This window comes from Blastopirellula marina DSM 3645 (assembly GCF_000153105.1).
Taxonomy (GTDB): domain Bacteria; phylum Planctomycetota; class Planctomycetia; order Pirellulales; family Pirellulaceae; genus Blastopirellula; species Blastopirellula marina.
This window is the reverse complement of the sequence record NZ_CH672376.1, coordinates 3,395,011-3,418,600: the sequence shown is the minus strand read 5'-3', so window position 1 is coordinate 3,418,600 and position 23,590 is coordinate 3,395,011. Positions and strand designations below refer to the sequence as shown.

Below are 23,590 nucleotides of genomic sequence, written 5' to 3'. Positions count from 1 at the left end.
TTACGAGGAGAGCTTATCCGATGTTGAATCTGCGAAATTTAGCCCTCTGGGCATTCGCCATTTTGGCGATGGTTACGTCAATCGATCAAACCTGGGCCACGGAACCTGGGGTGATTAAGAGTGACGGGACTCATATCTTGAAACGGAACCCTGCGGAACTGAAGCTCTCGATCGAATTGTTGGGGCGGGGTAAAACGCTGAAAGAGGCGCTGAGCAAACTGAAAGAGAAGCAGACCGCCGCTCAAGACATAGTGCAAGCGTTGGGCGCCGAGATGGATAGTTTAACGTTTGATGACCCGACCACCACGAGCCGATCTTCCGAAATGATGGAAAAGATGCGCGAGGTGATTCGAAGTCGCGTCCGTAACAGCGGCGGGCCCACCCCCGAAGGTTTGAAGGTTCAGGAGACGATCACTGTCTCTTCCAAATTACAGATCCATTGGAAGTTGCAAGCGGAGGATGTCATCGCCAAGCTGGAGGAAGTAACGGCTCTGAGAAAGAAGATTGAAGAGTCTGATATTGCCGGTGTCGAAGGGGAAGAGATTTCGCTTGCCGACCAAGAGTTAATGGAAGAGGCCGAAGCCTTTGGATACAACTCGTTCTCTTCAGGCGAGGAGATCAAGCCAGGCACTCCCCAGATTTCGTATCGGGCGTCCATTACGTCTCAGGAGCGACGCGATGCGCTCAAAGCGGCGTTTGCCACCGCTCGCAGCAATGCCGCTGAATTGGCCGCCGCGGCCGGAATGAAGGTAACCGGCCTAAGAAGCATGGAAGCGAACAGCTCTGGATTGTCCCCCAATCTGCAGAACTATTACCGCTACGGCGGAGGTTATCGAGAAGAGAGTGATGCTGACGTCGAAACCGACCCGCTGCAAGCCGCCAGCCCGAAGTTCGCGGAGATTCCCTTTGTCTTTGTGATTTCAGCACAATTTAATGTTGTAGCGGAGGAAAGCGACGGCAACTAACGCTACCGCTGCTATGGCGAGATGGCGCCCTCGGTTGCATCTCTGTGACCGAGGGATGGCGAAAATAAAGTGCGTACGGTTACTGCAGATGGATGTCGCGAGTTTGCTCGCCGGGGACGATCTCGTAGGTTAGTTTCGACGTCTCTACCTTTTCATATTTCTTGGGGATCGACACCGGCGTTACGTTAGAAATAGCGACCGCCGGAGCTGTCGGATCGTTGGATGGCATCGAAGGCGCCGGCGGAACCATGATCGCGACGCCGGCAACGCCAGCGGGGACATCGACAACCTGGTAGGAGCCGTCGACTTGAATTTCGGCGGATCGAACGGCGGAACCGTTGTCGACGTTAAAGTAGATTCGTCCTGAGTTGAGCGAAGCGCCATTCAACGTGACGACGCCGCTTACCGTCGCACTATTGGGGGACGCGGCTGGGTCGCAACCCAAGGTCAGAAATAAAACGGCGATACAGCAAAAGCGATAGTAAATCATAGCGCTCCTCACTCGATCAGATCTGACGACGACCACAAAGTCTGTCGTCATAGGAAGATTGTTGGGGGTTCGACGCCGTATCGAGCAGGAAAGCTCAATACTCTCCGACGACTTCGCCATCGCCGCGTGTGCAAAGCGACCAGAACGTTGTTCCGCTGGTCGTATCGGGGACAAACTGCACGCTGGCGTCGGCGAGCAAGACGTTAATACCGCCGGGGTGACAGGAAGCGAGCGAGTTCAACGGATCGCAATCCGGCTTCTTCTTGGCGCGTTGAGGAACGAGCGTCGTACCAGTAATCATTGAGGTCGAACTGTACGTTCCCCCGCCGAATATCGGCGTCCATCGCACATCGTTCTGATTCAACGTATGCGCCCAGAGCGTGCCATAGGTAATGTCTTCAATCGCGCCGCCGCAGCGCTGCAGCGTTTCGCCAAACATGATCGTGTTCGAGGTTCCATCAGAGATCAGGTTTAACCCCTGCTGCGTGTTTTCGTCACGGAAGACCTGGTAGTTCATTTCGTAGTTACCGAGAGTCCAGTTTCCGTCCAGCACATGATCGGCCGAAGTCGCGTCAGAAGGACAGAGAAAGGGTGGAATCAGATGCCGCGCAGCGCGCTTTCCATCGACGGAAGTATCGATGCTCAAATTCGCTTGATCGTACAAAGCGCTTTGTTCCAGGTACGGCAAGATCCAGAAGAAGAGGGATCCTTTGTTGGTGACTCCATTGATAGAGACATTGCGCGACGCCCAGGGCAGATGGCGATAGGTATCGTGGAAATTGTGCGTCGCCAGACCAAGTTGCTTCATTTTGTTGACGCACTCGGTCCGCCGCGCCGCTTCGCGAGCTTGTTGAACCGCCGGCAACAATAGTGCGATCAACACGCCGATGATCGCAATCACGACAAGCAACTCCACCAAGGTAAAGCCTAGACGTTGGTTCCTCATGCGAGTACGCATCCGTAATCTCCCTGAAAGATGAAAAGAAGAGGCATCAGATAAGTCATAGAGAAGAGTTGGAATTTTCGAGTTGTCCAAGTGCTGAGAATCAACGTTCCTGCAGCGGGTACGCACACTCTCGGTCGTTGGGTTGATACTTGTAAGCGCCTGCTTTGATTTCGCCGCCTTGGATGACCGCTAAAAATCGCTCGCGATGTTGCAGTAGCGAGATGTTGGCCAATACGTCTCCGTCGACCACAAGGACATCGGCCAATTTGCCGGTCTCAAGCGTCCCTAAGTCATCGCCGCGCCCCATGATTTCGGCCCCGGTCTTAGTGGCGCACATCAACGTCTCCAGTGGAGTGAAGCCGACATAATCGACGAAGAAGCTCAGTTCTTTGGCATAGTCGCCATGCGGATTCCAGGCAAAACCATAGTCGCCCCCCATCCCCAACCGACCTCCCGCCTTTAAGATACGACGAGCCGATTCGGCTCCTCCTTCCAAGGTTTCCAAATGTCCGTCGATGACCGCCTGAGGCATGCCGATCGCTGGCCCATTTTTGACGCTGGCCATTTCGAAGTAGAGCGCCGGCACCACCGGCACATCGCGCTCAAGCAGCATTTCGAGCGCTTCGTCATCCATGAACGTGCCATGTTCTAGGGCGTCGTAGCCGGCCCGCAGCGCGTTCTTGATTCCTTCGGTAGCGCGGCAGTGACCGGTGACCTTCAGGCCATGGTTATGTGCGGTTTCCACAACGGCGTACATTTCTTCAAAGGTCATGCAGAGCGTGTGGTGGTCATTCGCGTCAGGCGACGCAGCGTCTCCCGTCGGATAGGTTTTCACCCATTCGACTCCATCCTTGACCAGTTTTCGCACCGCCGCGCGAGCTTCGTCGGCGCCGTTGACTAGCAGGACCAGCCCTTCCATCCCAATCTTGCGATAGTCCGGGTTCCAATCCATCAAGCCGCCGATGCCGCAGATTTCGCGTCCGCTGGCGACTAATCGTGGACCAGGAATCAGATCGTTTTCGATCGCCTTTTTTAGCCAATGGTCGACATTGAACAGACTGCCGCCGCTGCGGGCTGCGGTATAGCCTGACTCCAGCGCTAACTTGGCGTTGTAGGTCGCCAAGATGGTGACGTATTCGACCGGAAATTTGATATCTAGGTCTTCCAGCGCCTCGACGTTGAAATAGGTCGGGTGAAAGTGGGCTTCGACCAAGCCCGGCATGATGGTTCCGCCGCGAGCATCGAGCGTTTCGATCGGACCTTGATCCGGCGCTCCCTCGGCCGAGCCGACATACGAGATGCGGCCATTCTCGATCAACACGGCGCCGTCCTGAATCGGCGGCGCTCCCGTGCCATCGATGATCTGACCGTTACGGATCAGCAGCGCAGCTTCAGAAATCTTCATGAACTTTCTCCTGTGATACGCGATGAAGCGTCGCGCTACGTTCTACTTCCAGCGACTCGAGGAAGTTGTGAACGGCGTCGCTAATTTTTTGGGGTTGGGCGCTATGCATGAGATGACTTACCCCCGGCAGATTTACGGTCGTGCAGTCGGCGATACTGGACTTCAAAACGGCGGCATCTTCGAGAGCCAACATGCCGCCGGCTTCGATGTCGGCTTGGAGGAGAAGGACAGGGCAACGAATGCGCGACAGGATCTCTGCGCGGTCGTATCCTGCGAGCCATGTGCCGGCGACAATCGGCTCCAAAACGGCGGGATCCAATTGCGACAGACATTTGGCCGTAAATCGCAGCGCCGCCGGGTCGCGCAGGTCTCCCTGTCTTACGGCCGCTTTACTGACGGGATCGACGTATTCCAATTGGGCGACATCGCAGGCGAGTTGTTCTAGCGGTTTGGTTGATCCGGCTAAGCTTAGTGCGGCGGTGAAGTAGCTGTGTAACGGCGTACTGAAAATTCGCGATCCCATCGTTTCAAACGGCGGGTCTTCCAAAATAACCGCTCGAACCAGATCGGGCGCTTCCGCCGCGGCGGCCGCGGCGACCATTGCGCCCAAGGAGTGTCCATAGATCACCGCAGGCTCGTCGGTCTGATCGACCAGCGTCCGAATTGCGTCCTCGACGTAATCGATCACGCGATATTGGGAAACGGCCGGGTCGGTCCGCCCATGTCCGCGAAAATCGGGCGCAATAATCCGGCAACGCGTTCCCAATGACGCGACCAGTGGAAGAAAGGTCTGCCAGCGACGAGTCACTCCGTGCAGCATCAACAACGGAGTCCCGGCTGAGTGGCTGTTCGCAATGTTGTAGGTCACGGGACCTAGGCTGATTCGCTGTTCAGATACCGACGAAGACAAGGGAGCACCCTCTGGGAAAGGAGGCAAGGAAACGAATGGGAGCGGAAACGTATTCCCTCGCATTTTGTTAGTCAGCGAATGATCGTTGACCGAGAATAACGAAGTTTTCCGTTATCAAGAATCTGCGGTTGTTTTTCCTTGCTTCGTGGCCCGAATTTCTTATTCTGTATTCTGCATGCAGAATGCAGTCGACAAAAAGAGAGCTTACCCGCTCTCTTGGCAGGCATCAAGAAAATTCTGAAAAGATCACAAAGATCGTACGGAGGTTCTTTCAAGTGCTCGCGTCGAAGGCAACAAGGGCAAGTCGTCCTGACAAAATCAAGGAGCCAAGAACATGGAAATGAGCACCATTCGTGAGAAACCGATAGCGCGGACCTCGCTGACGGAATCGGTCTATGAGTCCCTGCTCAGCGCGATCATCTCAGGAACTCTGCCGAGTGGGTCGATCCTGACGACGGTGACTCTTTCCGCGCAGCTGGGCGTGAGTCGTACGCCGATTCAAGAGGCGCTGAATCGCCTAGCGGCCGATGGTTTGGTCGAGTGCGAAACGGGTCGTCGTGCGAAGGTGGCGCGGTTTAATCGCGATGACGTCATCGAGATCTATCGCTTGCGTCAGCTCTTGGAAGGAGAAGCGTCCGCTCGAGCCGCGGTTCGGATTGCTGCTGCAGAAACGATGGAATTTCGACAGCGATTAGTCGACCTGCATAGCGCGGCCGAGGGCGAAGATCGGGACGCATGGTGTGCACAAGCCCTCGAGTGCGACCTTTGGTTTCATCGACGCCTAGCCGAGTTAGCCGGTAGCCAACGGTTGGCCAGCGATATTCAACGCTATCGGTTGTTGATTCGCAGTTTTTGTCGACTCGTCGGCTCGGTTGACAACCTGCAACAAGCGATTCGCGAACATTTGATTGTCGTCGATGCGCTAGAAACAAACTCACCCGAAGCGGCTCGTGTGGCGATGGTCGACCATATCGCGTCGCGTCTCGACGCCGTGCTCGACGAACTATTCCCTGCCGAGACGCAGTCCAAACCAGATCAGTAACCTCCAAAGTTGCGTCTTGCCCCGTCTCTCGATCCACTCGCTGCGACAGAAAAGAACCATCATGAAATTCAAACCGCTGATCTTCGTGCTGAGCCTGCTGTTGGGCTTACCTTGTTGGGTCCACCAAATCACCGCAGCGGACAACCCGCTAAAAAAAGTTGTGTTGATCGCCGGCAAAAAGAGTCATGGCCCGGTCGGAAACGGCGTCCACGATTATCCGTGGTCGGTGAAATTGTTGAAGGTGATGCTCGACAATTCCAATATCGCCGAACAAGTTCGAGTCGAATATCATCTAGAAGGTTGGCCGCAAGATCCGCGTACGTTGGATGACGCCGATACGATCATGGTGATTTCGGATGGTCGAGACGGCGACAAATATGAGGAAGCGCCGCACTTCCAGAACCCGCAACACGTCGCGGCGATTCAAAAGCAGATCGATCGCGGTTGCGGGTTTCTCACGTTCCATTTCTCGACGTTCGCCCCCGATAAGTACGCCGCCCAAATCCTCGATTGGAGCGGCGGCTACTTTGACTGGGAAGACAACGGCGAGCGCCGATGGTATTCGGCGATTGAAACGCAAAACGCTGCGATGGAATTGAGCTCGGCGGACCATCCGATTGCACGGGGAGTCAAGCCGTTTACCTTGCGGGAAGAGTTTTACTACAACCTGCGCTTTGATCCAGACGACGCAAGCTTGCAATCGATCGCCAGCGTACCGACGTTGCCCGGTCGAGAGCCCAACGGAAAGGTCGTCGCGTGGGCGCGTGAGCGGAAAAACGGCGGTCGCGGCTTTGGAACGACGTGCGGCCATTTCTACGAAAACTGGAACGATCCGCAGTTTCGCAAGCTGATACTCAATGCAATCGCTTGGTCTGCGCATGTCGAAGTCCCCGCCGCCGGCGTGGAAGCCAAGTTCTACACGCATGCCGAGATCGACGCGGCGTTGGCGAGCGTGGTGGGATCGGCACGCGCCGTGAGCGACGATCGCCCGATTCGCGCGCTGATTTTGACCGGCTGGCAATATCCAGGGCATCATTGGCAAGAAACGACGCCGGCGCTGGTGCAGGCGCTAGAGCATGATGCGCGCCTGCAGGTAGACGTCTCTCGCGATATCGAGGTCTTGGCCACCGAAAAAATCAATCAATACGACATGCTGGTTTTAAACTACTGCAACTGGGAACGTCCTGGTCTCAGCGACAAAGCCAAGTCCAACTTCGTGAAGTATCTCCAAGATGGAGGCGGGCTGTCGATCATTCATTTCGCCAATGGAGCGTTTCACTTTTCCTTGCCCAAAGCGGGCGATTCCGACTGGCCCGAGTTCCGCAAAATCTGTCGCCGCGTTTGGAATCACCAGGGGAAGAGCGGTCATGACAGCTATGGTCCATTCCAGGTTGAGATCGCCGATGCGAAGCATCCGATCACGCAAGGCATGGTCGATTTTCGGACGACCGACGAACTCTATTTTCGGCAGGAGGGGAGCGAGCCGATCGAAGTTCTGGTGACCGCTCATTCGCAAGTCACCGGAAATGACGAGCCGCTCGCTTTCGTCTATGAGTATGGCCAAGGACGCGTCTTTCAAACGGTGCTGGGGCACTCGGCCGATTCGATTCGGACCCCAGCCGTCGCCGACTTGATCCGTCGCGCCGCTGCGTGGACCGCCAAACGACCGCAACGCGCAATCCGTCCGGCAAAAGAGAGTAGTGCGTCCAAGGGGACGATAAATGCCCCTCAAGTCGCGGCGAGATTTGGTCAGGCTTTGTCAGGCAGTGCATTGGTGGACGCAAAACCGGCCTATCGACAAGCGCCATTGACGGTCGAATGTTGGGCACGAGTCGATAAGAAAACGAACTTCAATATCTTACTCGCGAATGAAACGAAAGCTTCTCCGACTCATTGGGAGCTCTTCACCCGACCAGGCAGCGGTCATTTCACCGCCTATATGCCGGGAATGCGGCCGGACCATGTCGAATCAAAGGTCGACATTTGCGACGGCAAGTGGCACTATCTGGCGATGATTTTCGAGCCGCAACGCGTCCGGTTGTATGTCGACGGCAAACAGGCAAGCGACCAAGCGGTCGAGTTTCAAGGGGGGAAACCGCTCGCGGGCCCGCTGGCGATCGGATCTTTGGTCGAACGCAATCTTGGCTGCGAAGGAGCAGTGGATGAGGTCCGTCTTTCAAAGGGGATTCGCCTGATTCAGCAGATTCCGGACGCTCCATTTATGACCGATCAGCAAACGATTGGGCTGTGGCACTTGGACCAAGCGGACGAGAACAAGCAATATCCGGATCAGTCCGAATGGAAGAACCACGCGACGCTGAGCGCGAAGCTAACGCCGGTGGCGCAGCCCAAGGTGGTGAATCATTTTGGCGAAGAGGCGCTCGGTTTTCGCTGGACTGAGGCCGACTCGGTCGACAATCGTTGGAACGAAATGGAAATCGGCCCCTTTTTGGCGAGTACGATTCCGTTGCCTGATCAATCGCCGGTCTGCAAAGGGCTGTCGATTCGACTGGGCGATCAGCAGCAAGCGACGGTTTGCTACGATACCGCGACGCTCGCATTGCGAGCTGGTTGGACCGGCGACTTCCTGCGGTTCAATCCGGCACGCTTTGGTTTGATCAGCTCACCGCAAATCGCTGGCAAGTTGGTATTCGCTTCCCAACAGGCGCAAGGTTGGGGGCAGCCGGTTCAATGGAGCGGTCACTACAGCCATGGGGATCGAGTGGTGTTGGCCTACCGTGTTAACGGAATTGAGGTGCTGGAATCCCCTTGGGTCGAATCGCACGAAAATCGAGTCGCTTTTACCCGCAGCTTACAAGTCGGCCCGACCGCTGCGCCGTTAACGATGAACGTTGGCAAGTTTGGGGAAAATGCCCAACGGTTGAACGTTGACGGCGCATCGATCGTGCTGACGAAGATCGGAGCTCAAGCGGTGGCGGTCGCAGTGACGGGCGATCCAGGATTCCAACTCTCGACGGACGCCTCGGGAACTGTCATCCTGACTGTCGGCGCTGCAGCTGCGTCTCAAACCGCAAAGCTGCTCCTCTGGGCGGGCGATCAGGCGGATATCGGAAAATTCGCCGCGCTGGTGAAAGCAACCAGAGCGCCGGAGTCCCTTGCCAAGCTCGCGCAACCAGCAAAACCACATTGGACGGCGGAAATCATCACGCGCGGAGTGCGGGGAAAAGAGCAGGGCGCTTATCAAATGGATACGTTGACGATTCCGTTTGATAACCCGTATCGCGCGCTGATGTTTATTGGCGATCACGATTTCTTCTCGAACGGAGACCTCGCCGTATGCACGGTGCACGGTGATGTCTGGCGCGTGAGCGGCGTGAATGATTCGCTAGAGCGATTGACCTGGAGGCGCTTTGCAACGGGTCTGTTTCAACCGCTTGGCTTAAAAGTGATCGATGACATCGTACACGTCTTAGGAAGAGATCAAATCACGCAGCTGCACGATCGGAATGAGGATGGCGAAGCCGACTACTACCAGAATTTCAACAATCAATACGCGACCTCACCTGGCGGGCACGACTATGTGACTTGCCTCGAAACGGATCCTGCGGGCAACTTTTATCTGATCCATGCGCAACAAGGGGTTTTGCGAATATCGCCCAGTGGTCAACAGTTGGACGTGGTCGCGACCGGATTGCGAAATCCCAACGGCTTGGCGGTTGGGCCGCAAGGGACGATTACGGCCTCGCCGCAAGAAGGAAATTGGACGCCGGCCTCCTGCATCGTGGAGATCAAGCAGAATGGTTACTACGGCTACGGCGGACCGAAAATCAGCGCCAAGCGTCCCCTGGGATACGATCCGCCGCTCTGTTGGATTCCTCGCTTGCGTGACAACTCGAGCGGCAGTCAAACCTGGGTAGCGGGGAATCGCTGGGGCTTGCCGGCCGGTGAACTGCTGCATTTTTCCTACGGGAAATGCCAGATGATGCTGGCCGCGCGCGAGACCGTGAACGGGCTAGTGCAGGGAGGAACGGTTGAGTTCCCCTTTCGATTTGACTCTGGGGTGATGCGTGGATGTTTCAATCCGCACGATGGTCAGCTCTACGTTTCGGGCCTGAAAGGCTGGACCACCGCTGCGGCGCAGGATGGCTGTTTGCAGCGAGTTCGCTATACCGGCGCAACGGTCACCATGCCGATCGCGGTGAAGACGATGCAGAACGGGCTCGAACTCCAGTTCTCAGACTTGCTTGATCGAGAAACGGCCGAAGACCCGAGCAACTATCGCTTGCAACAGTGGAACTACAAATACTCGGCCAACTACGGATCGGCCGACTATCGTGCGAGTGATTCGCGTCAGGAAGGTCGAGACGACGTGCTGGTTTCTTCAGCGACGCTATTGCCTGACGGTCGGACCTTGTTTCTGGAAATGCCGTCGATCCAGCCGGTCGATCAACTAACCATTGACTATACGCTGTTGTCCGCCGGTGGCGAATCGTTGCGACAATCGATCGCTTACACGATCCACGCACTGGGCGAAGAACGAATGGATCCCGCGAAACTGACGCGCCGCCGAGTACAGGGGCGTTTGACAGCGGACGAAGAATCACATCTTCAACAAGGTCTTCTCTTTCGTTTTGCGCAGCAGGATCGAACCGACGCTCGAAACGCCCGCTTGGCCGCTTTGTATGTGCCGCAAGGGGAGCCGGCGACTCCGTTTCTGAAACCGGGGCCGTTTACGGTTACCGGCAGTGGATATCTCCAGATTGCGCTGAAAGGGGAATACCAGTTTCAGCTGGAAGGGAGCGGCGCTGCACGCCTGCGGATCAACGGCAGTGACATCCTTCGTGGTGAAAACGTGGACTTGTCGGTCGTCGAACCGGTTAGCGTTTCGTTGCACCAAGGATATAACACGATTGAAATTCAATACACGAGCCCGATCGCTGGAGATGCGACGTTCCGCGTCGGTTGGAGCGGAGAGCATTTCATCTCGGAGCCGATTCCGCCAGATCTGCTGGCGTTCGATCGTCGTGAAGCGGATTTTGCGGATGCGGAGCTATTGCGACAAGGACGCGAATTAACCGCGACCCAGCATTGCTTTCGTTGCCACGCACCGCCAAGCGGCGTCAGCGCAGATCAATTCGCGATGCCAGAATTCAATCGAACGCTTCCCGAGTTGACCGAATTGGGAGCTCGATTGCAGCACGGTTGGGTCGCCCAATGGTTGCTTGACCCCACAGTGCTGCGCGATCAGACGACGATGCCGAAATTACTGGATGCCGCACAAGCGGAAGATCGTCAGCAAGCGGCTGACCTTGTCGCATTTTTGTGCGGCGAACCGACCGGCGTGGATCGTCCGGCTGACGCAGACGACTTGATTACGGCGGGGGAAGTTCTCTATGAGGATCTTGGCTGTATCGCGTGTCATCGCATGACTGAACCGGATCAAGAGGATGAATTTGATCGACTCTCCCTCTTTTTCGTGCAGGCCAAATACCGTCCTGAATCGCTGAAAGCATTCCTACAACAACCAAGCCGACATTTCGCCGGGACGCGGATGCCTGACTTTCAGTTGAGTGAGAGCGAAGCGACGCGATTGGCGGCATTTGTGCGATCGGCCAGTCAAGGGGAAGTCGCCTCATTAGATCTGCCGTCGGGCAGCGCCACCAGAGGCGCTGCTGCGTTTCGAGAAATCGGCTGCGCGAATTGTCATGCGACGAAGAGCAATGATCGCGATCGCAAAATCGACGTTGGGGTGATCTCAGCGGCGATGTCCAACAGCGGTTGTTTGGCGGAATCAGCGGCGAACCGGGGCTCCGCGCCAAAGTATCCATTCGATCCAGCGCAGTTGGCTGCGCTGCGAGCCTTCTTGCAGACCGATGGCAATTCGCTTACCCAGCGTTCACGAGCAGAAACTTCGCAGCGGTTGGTAAAGTCTTACAACTGCCAAGCATGTCACGGTCGCGACGGAGATCGCAGTCCGCGCGGGATGATTATTCTGGACGAAGGAAGTCGTGGACTGCCGCCTGAGACGCTGCCAAATTTGACCTGGACAGGCGACAAGTTGCAAACCGCGTGGTTGCAACGGTTATTTCGCGGCGATGTCCCGTATCACTCGCGTAATTGGTTGCAGGCGCGGATGCCCGCTTTTGCGGCTGACGCCGAGTTGTTGGCGCAAGGACTTGCGGCGGAGCATGGGCATCGACCGATCTCCGTAGAAACCACGCCAATTCGCGCGGACCTGGTGGAGACCGGTCAGCGACTATCGACCAAGGGAGGGCTAGATTGTCGCCAGTGTCATGGAGTGGGAGACCAGATGCCGCTGGGAGATGAAAAGACGAAGATCGCCCAGGGGATCAACTTTTCGCATGTTCGCGAACGGCTACGGCATGATTTTTATTCGCGGTTTGTACTCGATCCGCCGCGCTATGATGTGCAGACAAAGATGCCAAAACTATCGGCGGATGGAAAAACTACAAACATCCGACACATCGCTGGCGGAGATGCGGAGAAACAGTTTGAAGCGCTTTGGCACTTCATCCAAAGTAGTCCGCCTGTCGATGCTGCGCCGAGGTAGCTTCTCAGTTACGGCAAGACGGCCGCTTTGAGAGATGTAATGTATCGTTGGCGCTGATCGGCTTGGCTGGGCGTTAGATCGGTAGCTGGTCGCAGGGGAGAACCATCCAATTGGAGGTACGTTAACTCGGCTTCGGCGCCAGGTTGCTGACTCCAATAGACCATCTCGACACTCTTTACTTTGCCGGGAATCTTGGCGCCAAACCAGTTTGGATCGGCTTGCTGGCGCCAGGTTACTAGCGCAAACTTCGCATCGACAGGAATCTTCGCATCATCGGTCGACATCGCGTGTTCAAGCGCCGGGTCATTGCCGTACAGCGTTGACATGTAACTACGGTGACGATCGATTTGCGTGGTGATCGCGTTCCACTCCAGCGGATTCTCCAGGAGATCGCCAACCAGGGCGGCAGCTTGATTGGTCGCCGGTGATTCGCGCCGGCTCCCCGAAGAACAGCCGACGAGTACGAGCAAGGTGAAGATCAAGGACTGGGTAGTCGTCAAACGACTAAAGGTTTTCATCGGCTTGTCTCTAGAGGTATGGTGAAGACGAAGTCACGGCTTTTGACCGGCGTATGGCAGCGAATGCATTCGCCTGTGAACTGAGCGTTTTCACCGTATGGCGTTAACTCGGCGCCGAGCCAACGCGCCCAGCCCCAGCCGTTTGTATCCGCATACTTCGCCGCGCCTTTAACCATAAATTCGATCTGTTTGAATTCGCCTGCTTGAACGTTTCCGCTGCCGTCCGAATCTTGCGCCCAAGCAACCTTGGCGAACGCGGCCCCATCGGGCCAGGGGTTGGTGGTTCGTTGACGGATCGCATCGACAGCGATCGCATTACCCAAGACGACGCGCATCGTTTGGTTGTCCCAACGATCGGTAGTGCTGATCGCTGTCCAGGTTTTGTAGTCGGAGAAAAATGGTATACCGTTGGGAGCAGGAGATACTTCGGGTCGCGCGTTCGAGTGCGACCATGCCATCCATTGATCCAAGGTCGCATTTCTTTCAGCAGCGCCGGCGATCGGTTGTGGGCTGGTCGAAATCAGATAATCCTTCAGCGTCGCCAGGTCATCGGCGGAGACCATCTTGTCGGGATGCGACCAGCGATAAGCGCGAAGCGGCATCGCCCCCAGTTCGATTTGATTGATCGCTTCAAACAAGATCCCTTGTTGTTTCGCCGCAGGGAGTTCGCCCAACTCAGAGAAGTTCAGATACCGACGACCTTCCCGAACGTCATGCGCAACGAGCCAACTAGCGGGCGCAAGCTGATCGAACCAGGCGAGCTTGGTCTCGTTCGAGTGACAATCGTAACAAGACTTCCGTAAGATATCTCGGACTCGCGAAGGAACGGCGATCTCGGCGACGACCGGCGGATTACACAACTGGGGGCGGAACAACTGCAAAAACAGAAACAAAACGCCCAGCGATCCGCCGACGATCCAAGCCGATCTCCGCCGCTTTGACGTTTTCATCTTTAAGCTCATTTCAGCCCACTTTCCGCCGATTCATGGCCCTCTTTCCAGGAGCAAGAAGCAGGCAAGGAACTTCCCCATATTTGTCATTGTTTCGCACTCTCAAAAGCCGCATATTCTCCTAAGCGTCAGCGGTGGACAGACGCAGTCTTTCCCCGAAATTTGTCGGTTATTTGGCGATTTCTTGGTACTGCCGATAGCAAGATTTACGGCGTCGTGGTAGCTTTCCGAAAGGCGGAACTTGCTTCTCCGTCTCCCGCAGATTCGTACTACCGAGCCCCTTTTGGCTATCTTCCGGAAGAATATCGATGACCGGTGATCAGACGACGATGGCGGTGCAACAGTATCTGCACGAACTGGCGCAAATGCAGGGACGATCGATGGCCGAGCCGGTGATTCGCGATCTCATTGCGCGGTCGGTTCAGCGGTTGCACATGCTTTGCCAAAGCATGCTTGTCCGCAGCTACCCACGCTTGATGCAACCTCCGTTGAATCTGCAGGCCGATGAGATGCTCAGCTCGGTAGTCGATCGGCTGATGAAAGCGATGCGCGAAGTGCGTCCCGGCAATGTTCGTCAATTCTTCGCATTGGCGAATCAACATATGCGTTGGGAACTGAATGACTTGGCGCGGCGCCTTGACAACAACGCATTAGCGGTTGAACTGAACGAAGCATTTGTTGCGGCGCCTGAAAGCAGCGGGTCGCAACTCAGCGTCACGGCCATCCGAATTTTAGCGGCGATCGACGATCTTCCGGAGGCGGAACGGGAGGTGTTTAGCCTCGTCCGAATTCAAGGAATGCAGCAAACAGAAGCAGCCGAGATCTTGGAAATATCGACCAAGACGGTGCAGCGACGGCTGAACCGCGCGATCATGATGTTAAGCGAAGTTCTTATCGACTTAGATCCCGGCGCAGTCCCGTCGGAATAGCGTTTCACGTGTTAGGAAACGGAATGAGCGTTCTCTACCGCTAGAATTCCGGCGGCCAGTAAAGACGGACAACCTTTATGACCATCGACGAACGAATCTATTCGCTGCTCGATGATATTCTGGAATCGGGACAGAGTCCCGAAGAGGCGTGCGCCGAATACCCTGAATTATTGCCGGTTGTCAAAACCCAACTCGAGAAATATCGTCGCGTCGAAGCCCATCTGGAATCGCTTCTTCCCGAGCCGCCCACGGAACTGCCGCTCGATTCAAAAACGCTCGCCGCCAAATGGGACGAACTGCCGACGATCCCCGGCTACGAAGTGCAAGAGGTGCTGGGACGCGGCGGCATGGGAATCGTTTATAAGGCGCGACAAGTCAATCTCAACCGTCCTGTCGCGCTGAAAATGCTGCTGACCGGTGCGTATGCAAGTCGCGTAGAGATCTTGCGTTTCATACGCGAAGCGGAATCGGTTGCAGCCCTGCATCACGCCAATGTGACGCAGATCTATGACGTGGGTGAGGTCGACGGGCTACCCTATTTTACGATGGAGTATGTCAGCGGCGGCAATCTCGCGCAAAAGTGCGGCAATCAGCCGCAACCGTTGCGATGGGCGGCCGAGGTGGTCGCCGTGTTGGCCCGTGCGCTGCACGCGGCCCATCAAGCCGGAATCATCCATCGTGATTTGAAGCCTGCCAATATTCTGCTGACCGATGCCGAACAGCCGAAGATTACCGACTTTGGCCTGGCCCGGCGGCTCGACGCCGACTTTACGTTGACGCTCACAGGCGCACGTATGGGAACTCCTTCGTACATGGCGCCAGAGCAAGTGCTAGGAAAAAAGAGTACGATCGGCGCGGCGATCGATATCTATGCTTTAGGAGCCATATTGTACGAATTGATCTCGGGACGACCGCCGTTTCGTGCCAATTCAGTGGCCGAGTTGGAACGCCAATTGGTGTTTGACGAACCCAACCCGCCGCGACGTTTGAACAACAACGTTCCGCCAGATCTAGAGACGATCTGCCTGAAATGCCTGCAGAAAGATCCTTACCGACGTTACGCTTCGGCGCAAGAGTTGGCGGAAGATCTGGAGCGATTTTTACGATACGAGCCGATCCTGGCCCGGCCGGTCAGCCAGTTCGAATACGTCTGGCGATGGGTGCGTCGCAATCCGGCGGTCGCCGGTCTGTTGATCTGCTTGATTGCGTTTGCTGGACTCCTAGCAGGAGAAATCTTGCGAGAATGGTCGCTCGCCAATGGCCGCGACGCCGAGAAGTCTCGCCTGACGGCGCGGATGCAATCGGCGATTCAACTCGAACAACAAGGTCGCTACCCAGAGGCGCGGGCGATACTGGGGCGATTGGGAGATGGCGGTTTCGAGGATTTACGGCAACGCATCAATCAGTCGCTCGATGATTTGAATTATGTCGAGGAACTTGATTTGGTAGGGCTCCATCGTAGCTCGGTCCTGGATAATCATTACGATCTGCGTTTTAATTTGGCCAAAGCCGATGCGACGTACGAACATCTTTTCGCCAAGATGGGAGTCGCCAAGCCGTTTGACGATCCGCCGGCGGTCGCCGCACGAATACGGGACGCCGATATCAAACAGCCGCTGATTTCGGCCTTGGACGACTGGTCCGTTTGTACGAGCGATGCTGCGCGACGAGACTGGATTCTCGACGTGGTTCGTCGCGCCGATGTGGATACGACCGGTTGGCGCGATCGCGTGCGAGATCCGCGCGGTTGGAACGACGCGGAGAATCTCGACCAACTATCGCGAATTGAGTCGATGGCGAATTTGTCGGTGGACTTGTTGCGTGCGATCGCCGATCGGATGGACGAAGCGAACATCGACTCCATTGATTTTCGGAAGAGAGTACAGCAGGCGCATCCTGCCGATTTTTTGGCCAATTTCGCGCTGGCTGATGCGCTACGCGAGTCAGATCCGCATGAATCTGTTCGGTACTACCAAGCGGCGCTGGCGATTCGTCCCGTTTCGGCGCCGGTTCACAATAACTTGGCGCTCGCATTGGCGGCGGTGCAGCGCGAGGATGAAGCGATCGCCTACTTAGAATCGGCGTTGCAAATCGACGCGCGGTTTGTTCCGGCGCTCGTCAACCGCGGAATCCTGATGCGGTCGCAAGGTCGCTTCAAGGAGGCGTTTCGCACATTCCGGCAAGTGCTGGTGTTGGCTCCCAACGACGCATTCACCTGCTATCAGATCGGCCTGACGCATCTAGCGGTCAGCGAAACGATCCAGGCGATCTTAGCGTTTGAAAGAGCGGTCCAGTGCGATTCGAAGTTCACGATTGCGCAGTTCGCCTTCGTGGACGCAATGATCGTAGCCGGCCAGTCGCAGGCGGCCGCCGATCGGATTCAACTACTGCTGTCAACGTCGACCGACCCCGCCGACATCCTCAGCTTGAGACAGCGATTGGACAATTTGACCAAGTCTCGCGAAGATGCCGCAGCGAAGCCGTAACTCTGGTTCGCAAAACTGCGATACTTGCTTCGTGCCGCAACCGCTTAGCACGCTTTCTCTCCTCGCAATTGTCTAGCCGAATTGCACCGCAATCGACGTTCTCATTGATTGTCAGTCGGTCTGTCCCCTACTTTCGCTCAGTAGTTTAGAAGCCGACCTAAACCTGTGCCTACGTACTGCTGTGGCAAGCGTTGTGCCGGCTTCCGCTCACTACTTCCGGCTTTTCCTAAGGGAGATTAACGTGCAAAAAATCTTGATGCAAGAGGCGACGACAGCCAATGAAATCGTTGCGGCGAAGGTCAATGACCTATTGGCGGACGTCTTCGTTCTGTTCGTGAAGACGAAGAACTTTCATTGGCACGTTCATGGTCCTCTTTTTCGCGAATATCACCTGATGTTCGACGACCACGCCGCGCAAATCTTCGCCATGATCGACGATCTGGCCGAGCGCTGTCGCAAACTGGGGCAACCGACCCTCCGTTCGCTCGAAGAAATCACGCGGCGACGTCAACTGACGGAAAACAACGAGACCGATGTTCGGCCGACGGATATGATCGCCGAGCTACGCAGCGATAACGAACGGCTCTGCCGCCGTTTGGAAGAGACGCACGCTGTTTGCGATCAATACAACGATGTGGCGACGGCTAGTTTGATCGAAAACTGGATCGATGAAACGGAGCGCCGCGTCTGGTTTCTAGCCGAGACAATGCGAGACGTTCCGCGAGCCTAAATGGCGCGAGTCATTCGAAATTTCATTTCCCCTATCTGGAGTTGGTCCATGTCTGAATTTCCACGACGTGAGTTCTTTGCCGGGGCCGCCGGTTTGGCGATCGGCGCCGCCGCCGCGTTGGGAGGAGCTGTGAAAAAGCAGGAAGAAGCGTTGGGCGGAGATCCCTCGTTTCTGAACAACATTCCGGCGCCGCTACTTTCAGGGAAAGACCTGCCTACGTTCAAATTCGCTTTAGAAAAGTCACAAGGGAAAGTCATCGGCGGCAGCTTTGGCAAAGAAGCGACCGTGGAGCAATTGCCGATTTCGACCGGGATCGCCGGCGTATCGATGCGCCTGGAGCCGGGCGCGATGCGTGAACTGCATTGGCACGCGACGGCCGCCGAGTGGGCGTTTGTGCTCGAAGGGAACGTCCGGACAACGGTCATTCAACCGGATGGTTACGCCGAGACGAATGATTTCGAGCCAGGCGACGTTTGGTTCTTTCCCCGCGGTCACGGTCATATGCTGGAATGTGTGGGGAATAAGCCGTGCCATTTCATTCTGATCTTCGACAACGGCTACTTCTCCGAGTTTGGCACTTTCAGCATCAGCGATTGGATGGGGCACGTGCCGACGCCGCTGTTGGCCAAAAATTTTGGGATGCCGGAATCAACGTTCAAAGATTTCCCCAAAGGCGAGGTCTATTTCGCACGCGGCCAGCAACCTCCGCAAACGCCGGCGGCGCCGCTACAAGGTTTGCAGATTCCACCGCTGACGCACAAGCACCAACTTCTGGCGGGACCTCCGCACTCCGAGTTTGAAGGGGGCCGCGAATGGCGCGTCGACAAAGATCGATTTCCCATCTCTACAACTGTCACCGGCGTTTACCTCGAACTGGAACCCAAAGGCATGCGTGAACTTCACTGGCATCCGAGCGCCGACGAATGGCAATACGTGATCGACGGCGATGTCAGCGTCACCATGTTTGGCTCGCACGGCCGATTCCGAACCGAAACTTTGGAAACAGGAGACGCCGGATATATCCCGCAAGGCTATGGTCACTCAATCGAAAACATTGGCGACAAGAAGGCCAAAATCCTGATTGGATTTAACTCCGGCGCCTACGAGAAGATCGATCTTTCGCAATGGATCGCCGGAAATCCCAGCGACGTCTTGGCGACGAACTTTAGCCGACCGCCGGCGCTGTTTGACAAGTTTCCCAAGCAAGATGTCTTCATTGCTGAATAGCTCGATTTGCAACCGTGATTTTGAGTTCGCCAGGTGACGTTGAGTGACGTCGCTTGGCTTTTTCGATGAATGTCTCGGCAACGCTTCGGCGCTGGCGAAGATCAGTCGCTCGCAGTGCAATACCAAACGTGCTTTCGCCCCCAAGATCCCACCGCCGCCAAGCCTTTCTAGACGCCTGATTGATCAGAAACGAAAGTCGACCCGCTCTGTGCAGTTTCGGGAGCAGCGCCGGAAAACTCGGTTCGGATCTCTCCAGCTTAGCAAATGCAAATTGTCAAAGAACCTACGCTCCTCCAGATCGCCAAACGTCCGACTCCCGCCGCTGGCCCTGCCGGATGAACATCTCGTCACTGACCGGACCGCTCGCACTTTTTTTTCGCTCATCTTCGCGATCTTGCCCCAGTGTTAATCTGGGAAGTCTGCCCCAGCCCAGAACCGGACTGTTGGACCGGACTGTTGGACCGGACTGTTGGACCGGACTGTTGGACCGGACTGTTGGACTGGACTGTTGGACTGGACCGTTGGACTGGACCGTTGGACTGGACCGTTGGACTGGACCGTTGGACTGGACCGTTGGACTGGACCGTTGGACTGGACCGTTGGACTGGACCGTTGGACTGGACCGTTGGACTGGACCGTTGGACTGGACCGTTGGACTGGACCGTTGGACTGGACCGTTGGACTGGACCGTTGGACTGGACCGTTGGACTGGACCGCTGAAAATTATTCGTGCAGTTGCTCGATCTTGCTTGGGCGTCAGAATGGGGGGGTAATTCCCGAGGGTTGGACCGGACCGCAAATGAGTAGTTTGAATCTCACGGTCCCCTGCAGCGGCGCGCAAGGAATTGCGCGTACCGTGATCGCCGGCTCAGGCTGCGCTCTATTTCGCCAAGCAGGAATCGACCATGTATCCGTGCGCATTGTCAAGCGACAAGTTGACTGGAGAGAAGGGACGCTACGCCGGAGTCGCCGCCAGCGTGATCACCAGGCTCTTAAAAGCTGGGCAATTGCTCACCATGTCTGTCGCATCGATCGGCGCGAGCACGTTCGCCTCGGGATAATACATCGCGGCGCAGCCAGCAGGAATCGGGTACTCGACCACGGTAAATTGATAAGCGGTTCGCGTTTGGCCAGCGAAATGACTGGTGACATTTACCTTTTGCTGAGCGATCAAGCCCAGTTGACGCAAGTCAGCGGCATTCACGAGCACGACGCGACGCGTATTGTGAAGCCCGCGATAGCGATCATGCAACCCGTATATCGTCGTGTTGAACTGATCATGGCTCCGGATCGTCGTCAGCAAAAGCTGATTGGGTTCCAGCTTGCGCTCGGGCGCCGGGTTCACGGTAAACAGCGCCTTGCCGGTCGCCGTCGGAAATTTGCGTTCGCGCGGCGGATTGGGGAGATAGAAGCCGCCTGGCTTGCGGACATCTCGGTTGTAGTGGGCGCAACCGGGGATAACTTTGGCGATGCCGGCGCGAATATAGTCATAGTTTTGGCCCCAAGCGAGCCAGTCGACGGTCGCTTTGGCGCCTAGCGCCGCTGCAGCGATGCGGCAGACGATTTCGGTCTCACCCAGCAAAAGGGAGGACGCTGGAGTAAACCGCCCACGCGACCACTGCACGACTCCCATGGAGTTTTCGGTGCTGGTAAATTGCTCCTGCACTACGTTATGGATCGAGCGAAAATCGATTTCGGTCCGCCCCAAACAAGGGAGCAGCAGCGCTTGTTCGCCGGTCACCAGGTCGGCGCGATTTAGCTTGGTCCCGATTCGCACCGTCAGCTCAACGCGCTGCAGCGCGTCGGCCGTGAACTGCGTGTCAGAAAGGGCCATCAAATAGTTGCCGCCCAAAGAAATAAACGTTTTGATCCTTCCGCGGTGCATCGCCTTCGCCGTTCGCTGTGCATCGAGTCCGTGGCGACGCGGCGGTTCAAATTGAAACGCATCACGCAGGCGATCCAGGAATTCAGGCGCCGGTCGCTCCCATACTCCCATCGTGCGATCTCCTTGCACATTCGAATGGCCGCGGACACAACACGCGCCGGCGCCCGGCATTCCCATCGCTCCGCGAAGCAGTAACAGATTGACCAATTCCTGGACGTTTCCGGCGCCGTTCTGGTGTTGCGTGACTCCCAAGCACCAGCAAATCACGATGCGTTCGGTCTCGCAGACCCAATCGGCGGCCAGACTCATTTGCGCGCGCGAGACGCCTGACAGCTGCTCAAGATCTTCCCAGGGGGCTTGGCGAACGCTGTTTCGCAGATCGTCGATGTTGGTCGTGTATTTATGTACAAAGCCCCAATTGATGGCCGCGCCCGGTTGGACGTCGTCACGTTCGACCAGCGTCTTCAAGATCCCCTTGAACAGCGGGACGTCGCCGTTAATTTTGACTTGTAAGAAAAGGTCGGCGAGCTTCGTTCCGACTCCGAGCATGCCGAGCGTTTCTTGAGGATTCATAAACGAGATCAGACCGGCTTCTGGCAGCGGATTTACCGCGATGATCTTCGCTCCTTTGCGTTTCGCATGCTGCAGCGCCGTCAATTGTCGCGGATGATTGGTTCCGGGGTTCTGACCGACTACAAAGATCAATTCGGCGTTTTCCAGGTCTTCGAGCGTAACCGTCCCTTTGCCAAAACCAAGCGTGTTGGTCAGCGCCGCCCCGCTCGACTCATGGCACATGTTCGAGCAGTCCGGCAGATTGTTCGTTCCAAATTGGCGCGCGAACAATTGATAAGCAAAGGCCGCTTCATTAACCGCTTTACCGGAAGTATAGAACGACGCTTCATCGGGCGACCGTTGCGAGTTCAGCGAAGTCGCGATCATGTCGAAGGCTTCGCCCCAGGGGATCGGTTGGTAATGCGTTGCGCCAGCGCGCAGCACCATCGGTTCGGTTAGGCGGCCTTGTTGTTCCAACCAATAATCGGAGTAGGTCGATAGCTCGGCGACACTGTACTGTGCAAAGAAGTCGGCCGTGATTCGCCGGCTATCGGATTCATGGGCGACCGCTTTGGCGCCGTTCTCGCAAAAGTCAAAAGCGGACCGTTTTCCATCGGGATCAGGCCAAGCACAGCCTGGACAGTCAAAGCCATCCTTCTGATTCAGTTGCAGCAAAGGCAGCGTCCCGCGAACGATGCCGGCTTCACTGATCGCGTACTTGAAACTGTTAACGACGGCCGGTAGTCCGGTCGCTTTTCGCTCGGGGCGCCGTTGACGAAGTTGGGGTTCCGCTCGCGTGGGTATCAGGCGAATGGGCCCATGGCCGTTGTCGGCCAGAACATTGTGCAAAACGCCGCCGTCATTGGTCAATTCTGAATGCTGGATCACTTAACGCTCCTCGTGGAATGGTTGAGCTGGGTTGGGGTTGCGTTAGGCAGTGAATTCGCGGAGGCGCTCGCCGCCGCAGTAGATGTTGAAACGGTCGGAGCGGACAAAGCCGATTAGGGTCATCTCGTGCTGGGCCGCCAATTGCACGGCCAGACTAGAAGGAGCGCCGATCGCCGCGATGATGGGGATGCCGGCCATCAATGCTTTTTGCACCAGTTCAAAACTGGCGCGACCACTGACGAATACCATGCTGTCGCGAAAACGATCTGCGCCGGCTCGCAATTCGCCGCCGATCAGTTTATCCATCGCGTTGTGCCGGCCGACGTCTTCCGACATGCGCAACAGCTGACCAGCGCTATTAAATAGTGCACAGGCATGCAAACCGCCTGTTCGTTCGAAAACGGCTTGGGCGATTCGTAGCCGCTCCGGCGCGTGGCGAACAACGTCGCCGGCAAAGACTGGATACTCGCTTGTCAGGGGATGAGGAACGACGGTTTTCACTGCGTCGATCGAGGATTTACCGCATACGCCGCAACTAGAGCTGGTATAGAAGTGCCGCTGCAGCTTGCTGAGATCGATCGTTGCGTCGGCTTGTAATCGGACGCGGATCACGTTGCTATGTCGGCAAGCATGGATCGCTTCGATTTGGTCGGCTGTTTGAATGATTCCTTCGGTCAGCAAAAAACCGGCCGCTAAGGACTCGTCTTCGCCTGGGGTACGCATGGTGACCGAGATCGGCTGTTGTTTGCGCCGACCTTCCAGTTGGTAAATGATGCGAATCTCCAGCGGTTCTTCGGTCGCCAGGACGTCGGCAGCAGGTTGCATGATTGCACCGCAAACGCGAATCACCGTGACAGGAGAGACCGATCGGTCGCTCGGCATGTTTTCTTCGGAGTGAGCAATCATGCGATTTCAACTTTCTAAGGAAATCGGGGCGTTCACTGCTCTGCGAACTCCGCAAGACGGCTCGCGGGGAAACAATCGCGCGAAGCAAGACAACCTGCTATTACTAGGCGGAATCGCTGGACATCGGAGAAGAAAGGGCCTTTGTCCGACGCCCACGCCTAACTTTACATGCTTCCCGGAAGCGGCGATCTCTGCTCACCCCACCAGCTGACAGGGAAAGAGACGCCGA

Annotated in this window: 15 protein-coding genes; 7 read left to right on the top strand and 8 right to left on the bottom strand. The window is 56.3% G+C overall.

Annotation, left to right across the window (positions count from 1 at the left end):
• Window positions 1-20: 20 nt before the first annotated feature.
• Complete coding sequence (locus DSM3645_RS15745) at window positions 21-965, top strand: SIMPL domain-containing protein (RefSeq protein WP_002653222.1); 945 nt, start codon at window positions 21-23, stop codon at window positions 963-965.
• Between the two features lie 79 nt (window positions 966-1,044).
• Here DSM3645_RS15745 and DSM3645_RS15740 read toward each other — a convergent pair whose 3' ends face one another.
• The 4 genes from DSM3645_RS15740 to DSM3645_RS28445 form a co-directional block, all read right to left on the bottom strand.
• Window positions 1,045-1,455, bottom strand: coding sequence for a hypothetical protein (locus DSM3645_RS15740; RefSeq protein WP_002653221.1), 411 nt, complete (start codon window positions 1,453-1,455; stop codon window positions 1,045-1,047).
• A gap of 94 nt (window positions 1,456-1,549) precedes the next feature.
• On the bottom strand, window positions 1,550-2,413 hold the full coding sequence (locus DSM3645_RS15735) for a DUF1559 domain-containing protein (protein ID WP_081444924.1): 864 nt from the start codon (window positions 2,411-2,413) through the stop codon (window positions 1,550-1,552).
• Window positions 2,414-2,501: 88 nt separating this feature from the next.
• On the bottom strand, window positions 2,502-3,806 hold the full coding sequence (locus DSM3645_RS15730) for a metal-dependent hydrolase family protein (protein ID WP_002653219.1): 1,305 nt from the start codon (window positions 3,804-3,806) through the stop codon (window positions 2,502-2,504).
• Entirely contained in the window at window positions 3,793-4,716 is a 924-nt protein-coding gene (locus tag DSM3645_RS28445; RefSeq protein WP_161603357.1) for an alpha/beta fold hydrolase, read from the bottom strand. The genes DSM3645_RS15730 and DSM3645_RS28445 overlap by 14 nt, the downstream gene beginning before the upstream one ends.
• 334 nt (window positions 4,717-5,050) lie before the next feature.
• On the opposite strand from DSM3645_RS28445, the gene DSM3645_RS15720 reads away from it, so the two are divergent.
• Both DSM3645_RS15720 and DSM3645_RS28440 read left to right on the top strand, forming a co-directional pair.
• On the top strand, window positions 5,051-5,758 hold the full coding sequence (locus tag DSM3645_RS15720) for a GntR family transcriptional regulator (protein ID WP_002653217.1): 708 nt from the start codon (window positions 5,051-5,053) through the stop codon (window positions 5,756-5,758).
• Window positions 5,759-5,819: 61 nt separating this feature from the next.
• The gene (locus DSM3645_RS28440; protein WP_002653216.1) at window positions 5,820-12,290 is read left to right on the top strand and encodes a ThuA domain-containing protein; all 6,471 of its coding nucleotides are present in this window, start codon (window positions 5,820-5,822) and stop codon (window positions 12,288-12,290) included.
• A gap of 8 nt (window positions 12,291-12,298) precedes the next feature.
• Here the strand turns inward: DSM3645_RS28440 and DSM3645_RS15705 are convergent, their stop codons facing one another.
• Both DSM3645_RS15705 and DSM3645_RS15700 read right to left on the bottom strand, forming a co-directional pair.
• A complete protein-coding gene (locus DSM3645_RS15705) occupies window positions 12,299-12,808 on the bottom strand; it encodes a hypothetical protein (protein WP_002653215.1) in 510 nt (169 codons plus the stop codon).
• A complete protein-coding gene (locus tag DSM3645_RS15700; protein ID WP_202594949.1) occupies window positions 12,805-13,758 on the bottom strand; it encodes a heme-binding domain-containing protein in 954 nt (317 codons plus the stop codon). Before DSM3645_RS15700 ends, DSM3645_RS15705 begins: the two co-directional genes overlap by 4 nt.
• A gap of 308 nt (window positions 13,759-14,066) precedes the next feature.
• Between DSM3645_RS15700 and DSM3645_RS15695 the strand changes: the two genes are divergently transcribed.
• From DSM3645_RS15695 to DSM3645_RS15680, 4 genes are all read left to right on the top strand, one after another.
• The gene (locus tag DSM3645_RS15695; RefSeq protein ID WP_002653213.1) at window positions 14,067-14,687 is read left to right on the top strand and encodes a sigma-70 family RNA polymerase sigma factor; all 621 of its coding nucleotides are present in this window, start codon (window positions 14,067-14,069) and stop codon (window positions 14,685-14,687) included.
• A 77-nt stretch (window positions 14,688-14,764) separates the two neighbouring features.
• Window positions 14,765-17,173 carry a protein kinase domain-containing protein gene (locus DSM3645_RS28435; protein WP_002653212.1) on the top strand — a complete coding sequence of 803 codons (2,409 nt, stop codon included), beginning with the start codon at window positions 14,765-14,767 and terminating at the stop codon, window positions 17,171-17,173.
• A 241-nt stretch (window positions 17,174-17,414) separates the two neighbouring features.
• A complete protein-coding gene (locus DSM3645_RS15685; protein ID WP_002653211.1) occupies window positions 17,415-17,903 on the top strand; it encodes a Dps family protein in 489 nt (162 codons plus the stop codon).
• Between the two features lie 48 nt (window positions 17,904-17,951).
• Window positions 17,952-19,130: a cupin domain-containing protein gene (locus DSM3645_RS15680; RefSeq protein ID WP_002653210.1), complete on the top strand. Its 1,179-nt coding sequence runs from the start codon at window positions 17,952-17,954 to the stop codon at window positions 19,128-19,130.
• Between the two features lie 955 nt (window positions 19,131-20,085).
• Here DSM3645_RS15680 and DSM3645_RS15670 read toward each other — a convergent pair.
• Both DSM3645_RS15670 and fdhD read right to left on the bottom strand, forming a co-directional pair.
• The gene (locus tag DSM3645_RS15670; RefSeq protein ID WP_002653207.1) at window positions 20,086-22,455 is read right to left on the bottom strand and encodes an FdhF/YdeP family oxidoreductase; all 2,370 of its coding nucleotides are present in this window, start codon (window positions 22,453-22,455) and stop codon (window positions 20,086-20,088) included.
• A gap of 42 nt (window positions 22,456-22,497) precedes the next feature.
• Window positions 22,498-23,361, bottom strand: a complete 864-nt coding sequence (fdhD, locus tag DSM3645_RS15665) for a formate dehydrogenase accessory sulfurtransferase FdhD (RefSeq protein ID WP_002653206.1) — start codon at window positions 23,359-23,361, stop codon at window positions 22,498-22,500.
• Window positions 23,362-23,590 lie beyond the last annotated feature (229 nt).